Origin of the sequence: Bacillus sp. AFS055030 (assembly GCF_002574545.1) — a bacterium.
GTDB lineage: Bacteria > Bacillota > Bacilli > Bacillales > Bacillaceae_G > Gottfriedia.
On sequence record NZ_NUGT01000001.1, the window covers coordinates 60,387 to 77,734 of the forward strand.

The 17,348-nt window shown below is 31.3% G+C and carries 19 protein-coding genes and 1 pseudogene; 14 read left to right on the forward strand and 6 right to left on the reverse strand.

What is annotated here, in order from left to right; genetic code table 11:
- The first annotated feature begins 13 nt into the window (after positions 1-13).
- The 3 genes from CN925_RS00315 (at position 14) to CN925_RS00325 (ending at position 3,778) form a co-directional block, all read left to right on the forward strand.
- Positions 14-949: a serine hydrolase domain-containing protein gene (locus tag CN925_RS00315; RefSeq protein ID WP_098843771.1), complete on the forward strand. Its 936-nt coding sequence runs from the start codon at positions 14-16 to the stop codon at positions 947-949.
- A 163-nt stretch (positions 950-1,112) separates the two neighbouring features.
- Entirely contained in the window at positions 1,113-1,730 is a 618-nt protein-coding gene (locus CN925_RS00320) for a rhomboid family intramembrane serine protease (protein WP_098843772.1), read from the forward strand.
- Positions 1,731-2,152: 422 nt separating this feature from the next.
- On the forward strand, positions 2,153-3,778 hold the full coding sequence (locus tag CN925_RS00325; protein ID WP_098843773.1) for a sensor domain-containing diguanylate cyclase: 1,626 nt from the start codon (positions 2,153-2,155) through the stop codon (positions 3,776-3,778).
- A gap of 28 nt (positions 3,779-3,806) precedes the next feature.
- Here CN925_RS00325 and CN925_RS00330 read toward each other — a convergent pair whose 3' ends face one another.
- On the reverse strand, positions 3,807-4,316 hold the full coding sequence (locus tag CN925_RS00330; protein WP_098843774.1) for a hypothetical protein: 510 nt from the start codon (positions 4,314-4,316) through the stop codon (positions 3,807-3,809).
- 150 nt (positions 4,317-4,466) lie between these two features.
- On the opposite strand from CN925_RS00330, the gene CN925_RS21130 reads away from it, so the two are divergent.
- From CN925_RS21130 to CN925_RS00355, 6 genes are all read left to right on the forward strand, one after another.
- Positions 4,467-4,619 carry a hypothetical protein gene (locus CN925_RS21130; RefSeq protein ID WP_165347078.1) on the forward strand — a complete coding sequence of 51 codons (153 nt, stop codon included), beginning with the start codon at positions 4,467-4,469 and terminating at the stop codon, positions 4,617-4,619.
- 270 nt (positions 4,620-4,889) lie between these two features.
- Positions 4,890-5,552: a DUF6944 family repetitive protein gene (locus CN925_RS00335; RefSeq protein WP_098843775.1), complete on the forward strand. Its 663-nt coding sequence runs from the start codon at positions 4,890-4,892 to the stop codon at positions 5,550-5,552.
- A gap of 164 nt (positions 5,553-5,716) precedes the next feature.
- Entirely contained in the window at positions 5,717-6,580 is an 864-nt protein-coding gene (locus CN925_RS00340) for a DegV family protein (RefSeq protein WP_098843776.1), read from the forward strand.
- 153 nt (positions 6,581-6,733) lie between these two features.
- Positions 6,734-6,982 carry a DUF3243 domain-containing protein gene (locus CN925_RS00345; protein ID WP_098843777.1) on the forward strand — a complete coding sequence of 83 codons (249 nt, stop codon included), beginning with the start codon at positions 6,734-6,736 and terminating at the stop codon, positions 6,980-6,982.
- 347 nt (positions 6,983-7,329) lie between these two features.
- Positions 7,330-8,805 carry a DHA2 family efflux MFS transporter permease subunit gene (locus CN925_RS00350; protein WP_098843778.1) on the forward strand — a complete coding sequence of 492 codons (1,476 nt, stop codon included), beginning with the start codon at positions 7,330-7,332 and terminating at the stop codon, positions 8,803-8,805.
- Between the two features lie 212 nt (positions 8,806-9,017).
- Positions 9,018-9,926 carry an SH3 domain-containing protein gene (locus CN925_RS00355; protein WP_098843779.1) on the forward strand — a complete coding sequence of 303 codons (909 nt, stop codon included), beginning with the start codon at positions 9,018-9,020 and terminating at the stop codon, positions 9,924-9,926.
- A gap of 557 nt (positions 9,927-10,483) precedes the next feature.
- Here CN925_RS00355 and CN925_RS00360 read toward each other — a convergent pair.
- The 3 genes from CN925_RS00360 to spxA form a co-directional block, all read right to left on the reverse strand.
- A complete protein-coding gene (locus CN925_RS00360; RefSeq protein WP_098843780.1) occupies positions 10,484-10,819 on the reverse strand; it encodes an IDEAL domain-containing protein in 336 nt (111 codons plus the stop codon).
- 124 nt (positions 10,820-10,943) lie between these two features.
- Positions 10,944-11,357 carry an RrF2 family transcriptional regulator gene (locus CN925_RS00365; protein ID WP_098843781.1) on the reverse strand — a complete coding sequence of 138 codons (414 nt, stop codon included), beginning with the start codon at positions 11,355-11,357 and terminating at the stop codon, positions 10,944-10,946.
- Positions 11,358-11,410: 53 nt separating this feature from the next.
- The gene (gene spxA / locus CN925_RS00370) at positions 11,411-11,806 is read right to left on the reverse strand and encodes a transcriptional regulator SpxA (protein WP_098843782.1); all 396 of its coding nucleotides are present in this window, start codon (positions 11,804-11,806) and stop codon (positions 11,411-11,413) included.
- Positions 11,807-12,111: 305 nt separating this feature from the next.
- Here spxA and CN925_RS00375 point away from each other — a divergent pair, with 305 nt between their 5' ends.
- On the forward strand, positions 12,112-12,666 hold the full coding sequence (locus tag CN925_RS00375; protein ID WP_098843783.1) for a GNAT family N-acetyltransferase: 555 nt from the start codon (positions 12,112-12,114) through the stop codon (positions 12,664-12,666).
- A 14-nt stretch (positions 12,667-12,680) separates the two neighbouring features.
- Entirely contained in the window at positions 12,681-13,592 is a 912-nt protein-coding gene (locus CN925_RS00380) for a DMT family transporter (RefSeq protein ID WP_286138227.1), read from the forward strand.
- A gap of 198 nt (positions 13,593-13,790) precedes the next feature.
- Here CN925_RS00380 and CN925_RS00385 read toward each other — a convergent pair whose 3' ends face one another.
- Together CN925_RS00385 and CN925_RS00390 are read right to left on the reverse strand one after the other, a co-directional pair.
- Positions 13,791-14,138 carry a DUF3862 domain-containing protein gene (locus CN925_RS00385; protein ID WP_098843784.1) on the reverse strand — a complete coding sequence of 116 codons (348 nt, stop codon included), beginning with the start codon at positions 14,136-14,138 and terminating at the stop codon, positions 13,791-13,793.
- Between the two features lie 248 nt (positions 14,139-14,386).
- Positions 14,387-15,982 (reverse strand): peptide chain release factor 3, encoded by a 1,596-nt coding sequence (locus CN925_RS00390; protein ID WP_098843785.1) that lies wholly within the window; start codon positions 15,980-15,982, stop codon positions 14,387-14,389.
- Between the two features lie 318 nt (positions 15,983-16,300).
- On the opposite strand from CN925_RS00390, the gene CN925_RS00395 reads away from it, so the two are divergent.
- From CN925_RS00395 to CN925_RS21490, 3 genes and pseudogenes are all read left to right on the forward strand, one after another.
- Positions 16,301-16,678: a DUF3992 domain-containing protein gene (locus CN925_RS00395; protein WP_098843786.1), complete on the forward strand. Its 378-nt coding sequence runs from the start codon at positions 16,301-16,303 to the stop codon at positions 16,676-16,678.
- Between the two features lie 26 nt (positions 16,679-16,704).
- On the forward strand, positions 16,705-17,040 hold the full coding sequence (locus tag CN925_RS00400; protein WP_098843787.1) for a DUF3992 domain-containing protein: 336 nt from the start codon (positions 16,705-16,707) through the stop codon (positions 17,038-17,040).
- 94 nt (positions 17,041-17,134) lie between these two features.
- Positions 17,135-17,348 (forward strand): annotated as a pseudogene (locus CN925_RS21490) (BclA C-terminal domain-containing protein); the annotation flags it as partial.

Here is a 17,348-nt window from a genome sequence, read left to right on the forward strand (position 1 = left end):
AAGGAGAATTGATTTGAATACAAGCACGATGAACTTTGTAAAGTTTGAAAATGAATTAAAAAAAGAACGGATTTCAAGTTGTCTAATTTATCAAAATGAAGAAATTAAGTATCATTTTTATAAAAATTCAAAAAGTGAAACAAAACTATTCAAAATTAATTCCGTTACGAAAAGTGTTTTATCAATGTTAATAGGAATAGCAATTGATAAAGGCTTTATTGAAAGTGTTGATGTACCAATTTCTACATATTTTCCAACGATCGAAACGAAAAAACGAGAAATTACGATCGAACATTTGCTAACAATGACACCTGGATATGATTGGCAAGAGTGGGGAGAATGGGGTGGGCGTCCATTCCCAATGATTAATAGTAAAGACTGGATCCAATATGTACTAGAAAAAGAAATGGTTCATAGTCCGGGTGAAAAAATGATTTATGATTCTGGAGCATCACAAGTACTAAGTGCGATTATTCAGATGGTAACGAATGAAAAACTATCTACGTTTGCAAAACGTTTGTTATTTGATCCGCTGGGAATTAAGGAGTTTATTTGGCACGAAGATTCAAAAGGAATTAATATTGGGGGATTTGGCTTAAGTTTAAAGACAGATGATTTATTAAAGCTTGGGATTTTAATGATGCAAAAAGGAAAATGGAATAATAGACAAATCATTTCAAGTGAGTGGATTGAAAAATCAACAAAAGCGAAGTATCTTACATATCCACATGTTGGTGCATATGCCTATCACTGGTGGGTCCTTGAAAATAATGAGATAAAGGAACTTGATTCGACAATATATTTTGCTATGGGTTATGGCGGTCAATTTATCATTATTTCACCAAAAAATCATTTCGTAGCTGTTTTTACGAGTGCAAAATATATTAATACTTTTACGCCTTTAAAACTTATTCAAAAATACATTCCTTTACTATTCAAAAATGAATAGGGCTTTAAAAAGTTAAAAGTTTATAAATAGAATCCTATTTTTGCCTCTAAATTTTGTATGATTTTTTTATTTAAGAATAGGAATTTACAGAAAAATGTCGAATTAAGTAATTAGAAAATATAAAAAACAACTTGATAATAGCTCCAAGAAGGGATGAAGATTGATGTTTTTGGTGACAGAAGACTTCAAAACATTTATAAGGAACTATCCAATCACAACTGTTATGGTTGGTTTATGTTCTATATTAGCAATTATTACGACATTTTTAGGTGGATATACGATTGAAAACATCATCAAATTAGGTGGATATGAGCACGAATTAGTAAAACAAGGGGAAATATGGAGACTTTTTACTTATGCATTTATGCACGGTAGCTATGCTCATTTTTTTATGAATATGACCTTTATGATTATTTTAGGTAGACCATTGGAACGAGTGTTAGGTTCAGTCAAATTTTTATTATTTTATTTATTATCGGTGATCATTACAGGACTGATTATTAATTTTAATTACTTGCCTAATACAGTTGAGACAGGGGCATCCGGAGTTGGCTATGCTTTTTTAGGAATGTATTTATTTATTACCGTTTTTAGAAAAAAGATGCTCTTTTCAGATGATCGTAAGTTTGTCATTACATTTTTAGGAATCGGATTACTAACTTCATTGATTATCCCATCGATCAGTTTAACTGGCCACTTGGCGGGGATGATTATCGGATTTTTGATAACTCCTCTATTATTAAAAAAGAGTGCAAAGTTTCAAAACTCTGTTAATGTTTAAGCTTTTTTACATAGCTAAAGTAAATGAGTTGATCAATAAAAAATATAAAAACAAACCTAGTTCATTTGAATTAGGTTTATTTTTATTAATAGCTACTGTTCATTATGATTGATTTTTTGTTCCATTGACGTTGAGAAATTTAAATCTAAAAGTTAAAATAATCGTAAGTTCGCTATTTTAAAATAGAATTCATTTAAGTTGCAAATATAACAGGACTTATTATTTTATTTGGTAAATGGGTATTAAAAACTGCATATTATCAATTTAAAAGGTGGAACGATGCTGGTGTACCACTAAAAAGACTTGCAGTGAATGTGTCGGTTGTTCAATTTAGATTTTTAAAAATTCAAAATGTAAATAAGAAAAAAGTAAGTTTCATGAACAGCTTATAAACGCTAAATTTAGTAGGAGTGACGACACATTTGAAACGTACTCGATTATTGTTGGTCATTATTATATCAATCGTTTTTGTAGGAAGCTCACTTCATTATTTTAATAAAACTGAAACAACTAAATTTGAACAAAGTTTTGACATAGATTACCGTAACATACAAAATTTTTCAAAAACAGGTTATGATTTCACTGAAGTTTTAAAGATTTATTCAAATGAATATTTAAATAAAGTTGTAAGTGATAATGGGATGGCAGACGTAAGTTACATCCATTATGATCCGATAAAGAAAGAGTTCAATAGTGATTCGATTAAAGATACTAAGTATGAAAGTAAAAAGGGGAATATTACGGGAATCGGAAATCCAAAAGTTAATCCATTGAGATTTAAGGAAATATTGTTGGCAGATCGATTAAATAACTATTTTTCAGAAATATACAGTTCATATCCGGAAATTTCTTGGATTTACTATACAAGCATCTCTGGTTTTAATAATTTATATCCTTTTGTTTTGTCTACTAAATTTAAATTTACGAATGATGTATTAAAAGAAGAAAGTTCAACTTTAGGAACAATCGAGACAAATCCATCTCGAAAACCTTATTGGAGCCGTCCATATTTGGACAAAGCAGGTAAAGGGATGATGGTAACAGTTTCTTCTCCTGTTGATTATAAACAACGATATGTTGGATCAATTTCAATTGATATTACATTTGAAAATTTAAGTAAAGAATTAAATAAAGATTATACAGCCATTTTATCGGATGAAAAGGGAAGTATTATAGCTTCTTCAAAACAAGAATTTTTATCATCTGATAAAATCATCAATTTGTCTAAATTAGATCAAATGTATTCTCGTGGATCTTTAAAAAAATTAAATTCAATGCAGGATGGGACATTCACAATTTTTAACGGAATGAAAGTGTTAAAACGTGATATACCAGGTACGGATTGGACGTTTTATTACATTTTATCAACCTCAGCTATGATAAAAATTATTGGTATTAAGATTCTACCAATCATCTTTATCACTATTCTTTTAGTATGTATAACATGGATTGGGGTAAAAAGAATGGATGCTGAAAAAAAGTTAAAGGAATTAGTAAAGGATTTAGAATGCAAAAAAACCGAGCTTGAAGATCTTTCATTAAAAGATCCATTAACTGGTGTATTAAATCGAAGAGGGCTTTATGAATTGATACTCTCTGATTTAGAAAAAACAAATGAAACTCAATTAAACTGTTCATTCTTGATTTTTGATATCGATAATTTTAAAAAAATTAACGATCATTATGGGCATACTGTAGGAGATTTTGTAATAAGTCAGAGTGCGAAATTAATGAAAGAATTGATTCGAAATGAGGATTACTTAGGACGATGGGGTGGAGAAGAGTTTCTAATCGTATTCACGAATACACCATTTCATCAATCGAAAGAAATCGCAAAAAGACTAAGAAGTGCGATTGAGGAACACGAATTTCATTATGAAGGTCAAAACATAAACGTAACGATGACGGTTGGACTATCGAGATTTTACCCGCAAAAAGGTGTAGTTGATAGTATTAATCGTGCTGATCAGGCTATGTATGTAGGAAAACAAAGTGGGAAAAATTGTGTTATTTGTTTTGAAGATTTATATGGTGAAGAACCTTCATAAAAAATAGAAGGTTCTCTTTTGTTAAATTTTAGTAATCATACTGTTCTATAATTCGGTCTGCAGTTCGTCGATTTCTACATAATTTGTAAAGAGCATTAAAAAATTGTTCTACTTCATTAGTAGTTCTCGGAATGGATATTTCTATTTGAAGTGAACCAAATGCTTGTTTGAAATAAGCTTTTCTCTCAGCATTTTTACCGTCTCGTTTCAATGGATTATATTTCCAAACTAAAAAATGTAGGCCATCTTGCTCTCGAATTTCTCTTATTTCTGCAGCGGTTGTCGATTTATTTTCAACATAGATGACTAAATAAAAATTATCATTTCGATGCCAGTCGATTAATAGCAAATAATAACTTTCTTCCTCGATTTTACTTAAATGAAAGGCTGAAACAATCGGTTTACCATTTGCCCATTGTTGAAAATTATGTAACGTATTTAAAGTTGTTGGAATTTCTTCAATACTAAATAAAGAATGGTTTGAAGCCATCCATTTTATAATATGATCTGAAATACTGATTGCAATCTCTTTATTCATCATTTACCTCAACTAAAATTTAGACCTTTCACTTATCATATCATCAAAATCGACACAATTAAATTCTTCCTTGTAATAATCTACCATCTATAAGTTATAGTCCAAATACTCATATTATTAATGATGATTTAACCTAAGGAGGATTTTATAATGGCAAGAGGTAAAAGCTTTAATCATAAGAAAAAAGGTCATGAACCAACTCACCCAAAAGGATCACTAGTCGCTCCTGAAGACCGTAAACATGAAGATCGCGAAGAAGATTATATTGTGACAGAAGAAGCATTTAAAAATCGTATTCAATAAAAAATGATAAAATGGGACTCAGATTGTATAGACCAACCTGAGTCCATTTTTATTTTTAGTAATTTTAATTAGGTTTAGTAGTTACTTATGTAACAGAGTCTAACTACTTTAGATGAATGAACTCTTTTTACCAAGTTCTACTTTCATTTACTTCATAACTAATCAATTTTCCAATTCATACAAAAACTAATTGTTTTTTAATTATAAATTGTCAATTAAATTAAAATTTGAATAAACTAATTTAAATACTGTTTGAACGGAGGTGTCAGATTGAGGGATTTAATTGATGATTTACCACTAATCGGTGCTTATTTTTTATTATTTGGTACAACAACGTCGGCCGTTGGGATTTCGAGTAAAAAGATTGTAAGTGAGAACTTTGGAAGAAGATTATTTGCTACAGGGAATGCAATTGAAGCATTTGGCAACTCCATTCAAGCTATTGGTAGAGAAAAATTATATAAGAAAGCAAAAAAAGAAAATGAAAAAGAAAAAGATATTGAATTAACTTTGATGATTGGTGCTTGGATTCAAGCAATTGGAAATAGTACAAATACATTTTCAACAAATTTAGAAATTGAAGGGTTGGAAAGAGAAGGTCATAAATTAAATGCTGTTGGAAGTGTTATTCAATCAATAGGTGCTCAAATTGAAACAACTGCGGCATTAATGGAGAAAACCCAACTAGATAATATTGAGGCTTATGGAAATCAATTAATCGGTTTAGGTGCTTTAATAGACGGCATTGGTAATGTGGCATTACTACATGAAAAAGTTACATTAGGTGAAGACTTATTACTTGTTGGAAGCTGGGTTCAAGTGTTCGGAGCAATTTTAATTATTTATGCACTGCGAAATAAAAGAAACGAATCTGAAAAAGAGCACTTAGAATACCGATATGGCTATTATCCAAATAAACAGTTCGAGTGGTAAATTAATAATTTTTTGTTAAGAATACGAAAAAAGAAGGTATCTATTCGTTAATAGCAAATATTATTATTAAAATTATATTAAAACAAAATGTTTTTCTGTCATAACATTTTATGAGAAAATAGTATATGAATTAAACCAATTTTTTGAAACAGAGGTATGATTAGATGAATTTAAAAATAATAACAGATAGTGCGGCCGATTTACCAAAGGAGATCATTGAACAATATCATATTGATGTCATTCCACTAAGAGTCTATTCAGAAGATGAAAAAGAATATTTTGATGGTTTAACATTGGATTCAAAGACTCTATTTAATGAAATGCGAAACGGAAAAGCATTTAAAACATCTCTTCCTTCGTATGAGTCTATTTATAATACTTTCGTAAAATATGCAAAAGAAAATACTCCATGTATTTATATTGCGTTTTCTTCTGAACTTTCTGGTACATATCAATCAGCAGTAATGGTAAAAAATGAGTTTGAAGAGGAATTTCCTGATTATGATTTAGAGATATTTGATACAAAAAGTGCATCTATTGGACAAGGATTAATAGCTATTCATGCTGCAAAACTTGCCTCAAACGGAGCAACAAAAGAAGAGGTTTTAAATAATATAAAAAATAGCATACAACATATTGAACATATCTTTACAGTAGATGACCTTCAGTATTTGGTACGTGGTGGTCGCTTGAGTAAAGTGGCTGGTTTCGTAGGAAATTTATTAAATATTAAACCAATCTTACATGTTGAAGATGGAAAACTAGTCCCACTTGAAAAAATTAGAGGTTCTAAAAAATTAATAAAAAGAATTCTTGAAATTATGGAATCTCGAGGGACAAATTTATCAAATCAAATAATTGGTATTTCACATGGTGATGACTTAGATAAAGCAAATGAAATAAAAAATGCGATGACAGAGGAATTTGGATGTAAGGAATTTGTCATTAATTCAATCGGGTCTGCTATAGGTGCTCATGCAGGACCTGGTACTTTAGCGATATTTTTTATGAACGAAAATAAAAAATAAACTAATGTAAAGAGCTAATTTTGAAATAGTTAGCTCTTTTTATTTTAATTTTCTGACAATATTACCCGGATAATAATTCATACATAATTACTTTATAAAATGTAAATAGTATTTATGTAATCTTCAACAACTATTATGATGGGGTGAAAAACGATGTCAATTTTAGATAACTGGGATCAATGGAAAGATTTTTTAGGAGATCGATTAGAAGCAACAGGTGACAAAGGTGTTGGTGAAGGTGCTATTTCTGAAATGGCATATCGCTTAGGAAATTACTTAGCAAATGAAGTTGAGCCAAAAAATGCAGAAGAGCAAATTTTAAAAGATCTTTGGAATGTTGCAGATGAACAAGAGCAACATACAATTGCTCATTTAATGATGAAGTATGTTAAAAATAAATAAATAATGTGATTAAAAATAGCCTTTGTGAATAGAATCATAAGGGCTATTTTTTATTTGTTTAATGTATTCTTTTTATGACATTGCAAGTTTACAAAAAATCAACAAAAATAATTAAACATTAAACTTGAAATGGGTATATGAATAAATTATACTGTACTTATTGTGAATACTGTTTCTAAATTAAGGACAATTACTATTTACATTTAGATTTTTTTTATGTATGATAGACTTTCTGTTCAAATTTCGCTTTTATCATTAAAAGATTTTTATACTAATAAATACAATAGAAAATTTGACTGAATTACAACACAGTTTTTCAAAATAGATAGAAGAAATGGGGATATTATATGAATAATCAGCAAAATTCGGCTGACACGCCGTTTAGCGTAAAAACGATTATTGGTCCAATGATGGCTGTAATCGTCGGTATGATCATGGTTATTTTAGATAGTACGGTAGTAAACGTAGCATTACCTGGAATTACCGATTATTTTAAATCTGATTTAACAAAAATGCAGTGGACAATTACAGGATATACATTAGCATTATCAGCTGTCATTCCACTTGCAGGCTGGATGTCTGATCGTTTTGGTGCTAAGAAAATTTTCTTATTAACGATTTTATTTTTTACAATCGGTTCAGTTCTTTGTTCTGTAGCACAAACACCGGAACAGTTAATTTTATTCCGAGTAATACAAGGAATCGGTGGAGGAATGGTTGCGCCAATCGGTATGGCAATCATCTTTAGATTAGCTCCTCCAGAAAAAATAGGCTCAATTATGGGGATGCTTGGAATTCCAATGTTACTTGCACCTGCATTAGGTCCTGTTATCTCAGGTTGGTTCGTAGAGTATTCAACTTGGCACTGGGTTTTCCTAATTAATTTACCAATCGGAATTATTGCATTAATAATTGGTGCTAAATTTTTACCTAATTTTGAATCAAAATCAGTACCTGCTTTAGACAAATTAGGCATTATTATTGCGCCAATCGCCTTTTCAATGTTAGCTTACGGAGTTAGTCAAAGTTCAACAAGTTGGACTTCAAGAGAAACATTAACAGGTTTAATTGTTGGTGGAGTTGCATTATTACTTTTCATCTTTGTAGAGCTTCGCCTAAAACAACCTTTACTAGAGTTACGTGTATTTAAATCATCTGATTTTGTTAGAAGTATTTTAATTACATGGATTATGCAAATTGCATTATTCGGTTCTTTCCTAATCGTTCCATTATTTTTACAAACAGTTAAACAATATGGGGCATTTGAAACGGGCTTAATTATGTTACCACAAGCAGTAGCATCTGCTTTAATGATGCCAATTGGCGGTAAAATGTATGATAAAGTTGGTGCTAGACCGATGGCGTTAGTTGGTTTAACCATTATCACTACTTCATTATTCATTTTCTCTAAAATTTCAGTAGACTCATCAAATACATTTATTATGTTAACACTTGCTATGATGGGTGCTGGAATGGGATTATCAATGATGCCGATTAATACACACGTACTACAATCTGCACCAAGACATTTAGTTAGTCGTGTAACTCCTTTAACTGCAGCAGCTCAGCAAGTTATGGTATCATTTGCAGTAGCGGGTATGGCTGGATTTTTAACTTCTAGCACAAAGGATTATATGGCAAAAACAACGAATCCGTTAAATGCGATGATTTCAGCATTTGGTGATACATTCTTACTAGCAGCAGGAATTGCATTAGCAGGAGCTTTGTTAGCAATCATTTTACGTAAACCAAAAGTACAAGAAGCAGATGCTTCAAAAGAAGAGCTTGACGAGTCAAAATCTTCTATGATGGTTGGACATTAATCAAAAAAGAAGCCAAATTTTAAATTGGCTTCTTTTTTTGTCATTTTGGATAATAATTTAAATAGTATCGAAAAAATTTTAATAATTAAAACATTTATTAGAGAAATGTTATAAAACTAATTGAATTGTAATAAAAATGTCCTTATTATGTAAGGTTAGTTATGTATAATAAAGGCTCAAAAATAGATTTACTTTACAATGGAGCTGATTGAATGATTAAAAGTATTTGCAAAACTACTTTAGCACTATCAATTTTAACTGGAGGTTTATTCTATGGAAATCCTACTCCAAGTTCAATTAAAATCGTGGAAGCTGCGACGATAAGCGGTACATTAACTGCATCAGTTTTAAATATAAGAAGCGGTCCAAGTACAAGTTATAAAATAATTGGGACACTTAAAAAGGGTGCAAAAGTTACAATTACAAGCACAAGTGGATCTTGGTATAAAATGACAAGTGGGACAAAAACTGGATGGGTTTCAAGTAAATATATTAAAAAAACACCAACTACAGTTTCTACCTCGACCGTAAATAAAATGAAAACTTTAGGTACTTCAAAGCAATTAATCATTGTATCAGCAGAAAATGAAAGTACGAGAAACGTGTTAATTGAAACATTTGAAAAAAGCGGTACTAGTTGGAAAAAATTACATACATATTCAGGTGTAATCGGTAAAAATGGCATGATTAGTAGTAAGCATGAAGGTGATTATGAAACGCCTGAAGGGAAATATACAATTACAACAGCATTCGGTAGATATTCAAATCCAGGTACGAAAATGACTTACCGTAAAATTACTTCAAATGATGTTTTTGTAGATGATTCAAATAGTAAATTATATAATACTTGGCAATTAGCATCAGAAAATAACGGGAGATGGAAATCTGCTGAAAAGATGAATATCTCACAATATGATTACGGATTTGTGATTAACTATAATACAGCGAGAACTCCAGGAAAAGGTAGTGCCATCTTTTTTCACGTAGCTGGAACCTCGGGATATACTGCAGGCTGCACAGCTACATCTAAAACGAATGTAGTATCCATTTTAAAATGGTTAGATCCTGCCAAAAAACCACTAATTATTCAAACGCCATTGAATAAATTAACTCAATATTAATTTGATTTGAAACTGGTCAATGATTTGATCAGTTTTTTTTGTGTTTCAAACTTTCGAATTTAACCAAAAAAAAGGCTGTCTAATAGACAACCTTCAGACTGTTGATCTAAAACATTATCAATATAGAACAACAAAAGTCTAAGTATACATTATATAAGCAAAAATTATAAAGGTTCATACTCATAACAGGTTCATTAGAAAGGAACATACATATGATAGGCTCATGAGGAAGTAAACTAGGGAAAAATAGAAAGATACTTCCTGAAGCCAGGTTCATGAGGAAGGAAACCAGTGAAAATTACAGTGTTCTTTACTCATGACAGGTTTTAGTCGAAATCAACCAAAAATTAGCGTAGTTGACAAGCTCATTTTTCAACACTTTGAAAAAGGCTGTCTCAAAGGTCCTGTTTGATTAAAAAACCGTCAAATTAAAAAAGCAAGAATGCTATTAAATCAACATTCTTGCGTTTTGTTTTTTAAATTTCAAAGCTGAAATCTACCTTTTGGAACAGCCTCTTCAAAAATTATTATTAAAGCTTATATTAGTTTAATGAGCATTATTTTACGGCATTAACAAGTTGCTTCATCGAGTTAAGCTGTGATGATAGCTCTTTAAACCAATCTTCATCTCCTGTTGAAAGGGCTAAGTCAATAAGAAAGCGAATCTGTTCTTTATTTGCCACAATGGAATCAGGGATTTTCTTGACATTTCTATTTAGCATTTGTATTGTTTTGCCAACAGTTGTTTTCTTATCTGAAGTGATTACACTTACATTTACAATTTCATCAAGAATAGAAAATGATTCAACATAACCGATTACTAATTCTCCATCAATTGATCTACCTTTAACCCAGTCACCTGTTTTTAAAATTGATTCTTTATTTAAGTTCATTTTTTCCACCTACTTATTTAGAGTTAATAAATTTATAATGGTCAAATCTGCATTTTGCCTGAACTGTAATTTTTTTTATTACATTTCGGGCAAAGAAAGGCATAGCCTTCACTTTTTTAGCTGCTCAATTCTCATATTTGATATGATCGACAATGTCTTTTATAGTGTATTGCTTTAAATAGCCCCCAAGATGTTTTTCAGCACCTAAGAATATATTAAAAAGAACATTTTGCATATTTGCCCCAACAAGACACTTTTCATTCGATTCTGGGCACTTAGGCTGTAATGCACCCTCAGAGGTGATCAAATAAATGTCCCATAGATTAATTTTATTTAAGTCTAAGGCAAAAATAAATCCACCACCAGTTCCTTCCTTTGATTTAATAAACCCATGCTTTTTTAGCAAACTAAGCACTTTTCGAATACGAACTGGATGAACACAGGCACTCTCTGATATTGCATCACTAGTAGACATGCGATCTGGCTGCAGCGCAAGATAAGTTAAACTATGAATGGCAAGAGTGAAATCACTATTCATGGTCTGCCTCCTAAAATCGTTTATTTTTGTTAGAAAACTGACATTTTTTATTATTAATTAGCTACTTTTTCTGATTTAATGTATGAAAAAGATCTCAGCTTTCGAGGAAGAAAACTACGAATTTCTTCTTCATTATATCCAACCTGTAATCTTTTTTCGTCTAGGATGATTGGCATACGCAACATTTTTGGATTATTAATGATCAATGTATATAATTCATTAAGAGGAAGCGATTCAATATTTATATTTAATTCCTGAAATGTTTTTGATTTATTTGAAATAATCTCTTCAGTACCAGTTTCTGTCATACGAAGAATAGATTTAATCTCCTCAAGTGTAAGTGATTCATTCAAAATATTTTTCACACGATATTCAACTTCATGTTCATCTAGCCAAGCCTTAGCTTTTCGACATGATGTACAACTTGATGTAATATATAAATTCACCATTCTTTACACACTCCTTATATTTAAAATGTAATAAAAAAGATTACAGTTGAGATAAAAAAATAAAAATGAATCATTTTTAAAAATCTAATTAAATTGACCTCTTTACTCAACTTAAATGAGTATACTGTAATTTTAATGTTTACAGTTAGCTGTGTCAACTATATTTTTGAGTTTAAATGATGGGGCTCGTTAATAAATATAGATTACAGCACGCAATACAATAGTATAGCAAGAAAAAGTTAGTTTATTTAGAAATTTCTAAGTATAATAGAATAAACAATGAAAAGAAATTTTAGAGGTGGAATATGAGTAAACCAAAATTTTTTGAAATTGAGACTAGTCGATTAAAACTTAGAAGGTTTAAAGATGATGATGTAACCAACTTTTTTAAATATCGCTCAAATCCAGAGGTGGCGATTTATCAAGGCTGGGAAAATTATACATATGATCAAGCGGTTAATTATATCGAAAAGCAAAAATCAGCTGAAATGAATATACCTGATGCTTGGGTTCAAGTAGCGATAGAAAATAAAATGGATGGCCAACTAATAGGGGATATTGGGGTACATACTTTATCAAATCCAAAAAATCAAGTTGAAGTCGGCTTTACATTAGAGCCAAAATACCAGAATAAGGGTTATGCCTTTGAAGCTTTACAAGGGATGCTTGATTATTTATTTAATGAATTAAATAAAGAAAAAATAAACGCAATCGCTGTAGAACAAAATGGATCTTCCATTAAATTACTTAAAAAGTTAGGATTTCATGAAATGAAAAAAATAGAAAATTCTTTATTTAAATGCCAATATGTAACTGAATTGATGTTTGGACTTACGAAAAATGATTGGAATAAACGGTAGGAGATGGGACTTAAGTGAATTTTTTTAAGGGAGCATTGTATTTATCTTTGGCCGCAAGTATTTGGGGGATGACTTATGTAGTTAGTAAAGTTGTATTAGATAGCATTTCTCCATGGTTATTACTCGAGATGAGATTTCTTTTAGCTTTATTATCATTAGGAGTAATCAGTTTTTACCAAAAAAGCTGGAAAATAAATAAAAAAGATTTGGTTCCTCTCGCAGTTATTGCTTTAGTCGGCTATACTGGCTCAATTGGTTTTCAATTTGTTGGTACAAAGCTTTCAGGCGCAGCAATGGGCTCATTAATTACTTCAGCATCACCTGCATTAATATCATTATTTGCATTTTTTATTTTAAAAGAAAAAATTAATAGCCGAAAAATTGTCTCATTAATTTTGGCAACAATTGGAGTGATCGTTGTCATTGGATTACCAAAGGGAGATTCAAATTTAGGCGCATATTTTGGAAATCTCATTCTAGTAGGAGCAGCAATTACTTGGGCATTATATACTGTTCTAAGTAAAGTTCAGACAAATAAATATTCATCATTAACCGTAACAACTTGGGCGACAGTATTTGGCGTAATTTTCACATTACCTTTTACGATTATTGAACAAAGTAAACATATAACTCACTTACCATCAAATAGTTGGATTTGGATGGGTGTCATATTTTTAGGAACAATCTCAACTGCTGGTGCCTTTTATCTTTGGAATAAAGGGTTTGAATTTATTGATACTTCCACTGGATCATTATTTTTCTTTTTACAACCATTAATCGGTACGATCTTTGGTTATTTTTTATTAAATGAAGAAATTAATCCTTCTTTTTTCATAGGAAGTATTCTAATTGTTGTGGCTGTTTATTTATCGATTAAAGAACCTAAGCAAAAAACGACGCTTCAATATAACTCAGAAAAAGCTTGAAACAGTTAAAAGCCGTTGAATACTCGACTGCTTTTTTTATTGGCTAATTTACCTAACTATAAAATCTTAAGAATAGATGCAATGAATTTTAAGGAGCTAATGTTGATTAAAGATAAACATGTAATTTAAAAGAATAAAAGATAAAATGCAACCACAAAATAGACGCCCAATAATGGACGCCGATTCTACAGTATTTATCTATTTTAGCCCGACTTGAGCTTTTGCCATCAACTTACCGTCTTGGAATGTAAAGTTAGCGTTAGCTCCCGTTGATCCTTTACCGGAATACGTATAAAGAATTGTGTATCCTGGCTTACCATTCTCTCCAGCTTCGCTCATTACTTCGCCTTTACCACCGATTATTTTAAATACTTCCTCCGTTGTCATGCCATTTTGAATCTTTTCGAACTCTGCCTTCGTTATAATAACGGATTTACCCGTAGCTTCTTTCGATTCAGTTGTTGACATAAACGAGCAGCCACTAGTGACAATTAATCCGGTAGCAATAACTGTCCCTATAGCTATGCCTCTAAAAGTTTTTTTCATATAACTCCTCCTAAAATTGGGAAATATTTACTGTCTATTAAACCTATTCAACTAGTACGATAATTATCCTTAATAAACGTAGATTAGTGCAGTGTTGTACACTCATTCCTACTAAATTAATTTCTTATCGAACTACTGGTGTGTTTTAGCGGGAGTTTTAAGTAGTAAAGAAGAAGGAGGGTTAATACGGAGTTTTATGGATTGTGATATGAAAAAAGAAGACCGAAAAAATCGGTCTTCTACGTCAATTAATCAACTTGTATTTCATTATTAACATCAAGCGCTTCAACTAATTCTAATTCCTCGTGACGTTCTTTAAAACGATTGAAAGTAAATTCATTTGCAAATAGGAATAGTGGACGTTCGAAACGGTCAAATACTAGCATGTTACGCATATCTTGATATTTCTTAAGTCCTTTTACGTCATCTGTTTTAACCCATCGAGCAATATTGAAATCAACATGGTCTTTACGGATATCAGATCCATATTCATTTTTTAAGCGGTATTCAAATACTTCAAATTGAAGTTGACCTACAGCACCTAAAATAACTTCATTGAATTCATTTTTATAAACTTGAATTGCACCTTCTTGAGCTAATTGCTCCACACCTTTATGGAAATGCTTAGATTTTAATGAGTTAACTGGGCTAACTCGTAAGAATAACTCAGGTGGGAAAGTCGGTAATGGCTCAAAGAATAATTTTTGTTTGCTAGATGTAATTGTATCTCCGATTTGATAAGTACCTGAATCGTAAATACCAATGACATCACCAGCGTATGCACGGTCAATAGTTTCACGGTCATTAGCCATCAATTGTGTTGATTGACTTAATTTAATTTGTTTTCCTGTACGAGAAAGCATTACGTTCATTCCACGTTCAAATACGCCAGAACAAATTCGCAAGAAAGCAATACGATCACGGTGAGCAGGATTCATATTAGCTTGAATTTTAAAGATAAAGCCACTAAACATTTCATCAGTTGGATTAACTACACCATTAATCGTTTTACGAGGTCCTGGTGCAGGTGACATATCTAAGAAATGATTTAAAAATGGAGTTACCCCAAAGTCAACTAATGCTGTTCCGAAGAATACAGGAGTAAGTTCTCCATCTTGAACTAATTCTAAATTGAATTCATTTCCTGCTCCTTCTAAAAGATCAACTTCATCACGTAAATTTTCTAAATTTGAAGGTTCTAAATGTCCTTCTAACTCAGGACCATGTACACCGTCTTGACCAAGTTTAATCACTTCATCTTTACGGAAAAGATGAACTTCATTTTCTAATCGATCATAAACACCTTCAAATTGCATGCCACTACCGATTGGCCAAGTAACTGCAACTGATGGCATACCTAGAACTTCTTCCAATTCTTCCATTAATTCTAATGGATCTTTAGCTTGACGGTCTAATTTATTCATAAAGGTAAAAATAGGAATACCACGTAAACGACAAACTTGGAAAAGTTTCTTTGTTTGTGCTTCAATACCTTTTGCAGCATCAATTACCATGACTGCAGAGTCAACAGAAGTTAGTACACGATATGTATCTTCACCAAAATCATTATGACCAGGAGTATCCATAATTGATACCATTTTTTCATCGTATTCAAACTGCATAACAGAAGAAGTTACTGAAATCCCACGTTGCTTCTCGATTTCCATCCAGTCAGATTTTGCATATTTTGAATTTTTTTGAGCTTTTACTGTACCTGCTTCACGAATAGCTCCACCGTGAAGTAGTAATTTTTCAGTTAAAGTTGTTTTACCTGCATCCGGGTGAGAGATGATCCCAAAAATACGGCGTTTAGCAACTTGATTCATTAATTCTTGATTTGCCATCTATTATAATATCCTTTCTAAATCAAAGATCATAAACAAATTTTTACATCTTATCTATTATACTAGAATTCAACGATTGATGAAACATTTAGTAACCAAGTTATAAATAAAGTATTCCCAAGTAGTGAAATAAGAATATTCTTTTTTATCGTTTATTTTGTAATTTTGCATTTAACTAAGCAATTTTTAAAATGATAATCTATCACCGATCTATGTGTGGTAGATTCGATTTTTTATGACAAATGTACAAGCATATACATGACACTTTGCTTATTATAAGTAGATAATATGCATTTTTTCTTAGAAAGGAAGTAATTTATGGCGTCTTCATGTAATTGTTCGGCATCAACTTTAGCTTGCTGTCACGAAAAGATATTTGTTCAGGACCAGGTATGTACATCTTGGCAAGCAGTAGGAGATACAATAACCGCTACACTTCCACTTTTTCAAAATAATTTTAACCAAAATATTATAGGGACTGGTTTTATTAAGTATGACGTAGGTTCTATTGCTACACCAATACAAATAGTATTTTTAAACTCTGATGGAGGCACGATTAAATCCGAAGTTGTCACACTAGGTTCTAGTTTATCCTTTACAATTAGATGGTTTGATGTAATACAAGCTGTAGTCCCTATTGGGGCAGGTATATTATTTCAAGGGGAGTTTTGTATTACAATTCGTTATTCTGTTTAATTCATGAAAATGAGGAGACAAAGCAAATGTGTAATGGTAAAAGTCGTTGCTCAACTAAGAATATATTTCAAGATAAAGTTTGTATATCATGGCAAGTGAATACACCCGGAATTAATACAATTTTTACAAATAATATCGCTCCAATTATTTTTGCTACAGGCTATTTTAAAAATGATACCGGAACAGATAGTATCGTTGTTAATTTTTTAAGAGGAGGATCAACAATTGAGTCTCTAACTGTCCCTCCACAAAGTAGTGTTGCTTTCTCAGAAAAGCTATTCGATGAAATTCAAATTGATACAACAGGTTTAACAGGGGTAGTAGAAGGGGAGTTTTGTACAACGATTAGATATTCAATGTAATAGTTATTAATTCATTTTATCTAAATCGTATTGTTCTAAAATTCTTTTGAACAGCCTTATGTAATGAAATGAGGAAGTTAGAATGGTTTCCTTTATGAATAATAATAATGAGAATAGTAATAAAATTCCTTTCGTAAAAGGGATTGAATCCAATTCGAATAAATGTAGTTGTTCTAGTAGTTTTTCTTGTAATGGGATTAAAAGAGTTGGTCCTACAGGGGTAACTGGGATCACAGGAGCTACAGGAACGACAGGAGTAACCGGAGCAACCGGAGAACCGGGTCCAACCGGAGCAACGGGGTCAACTG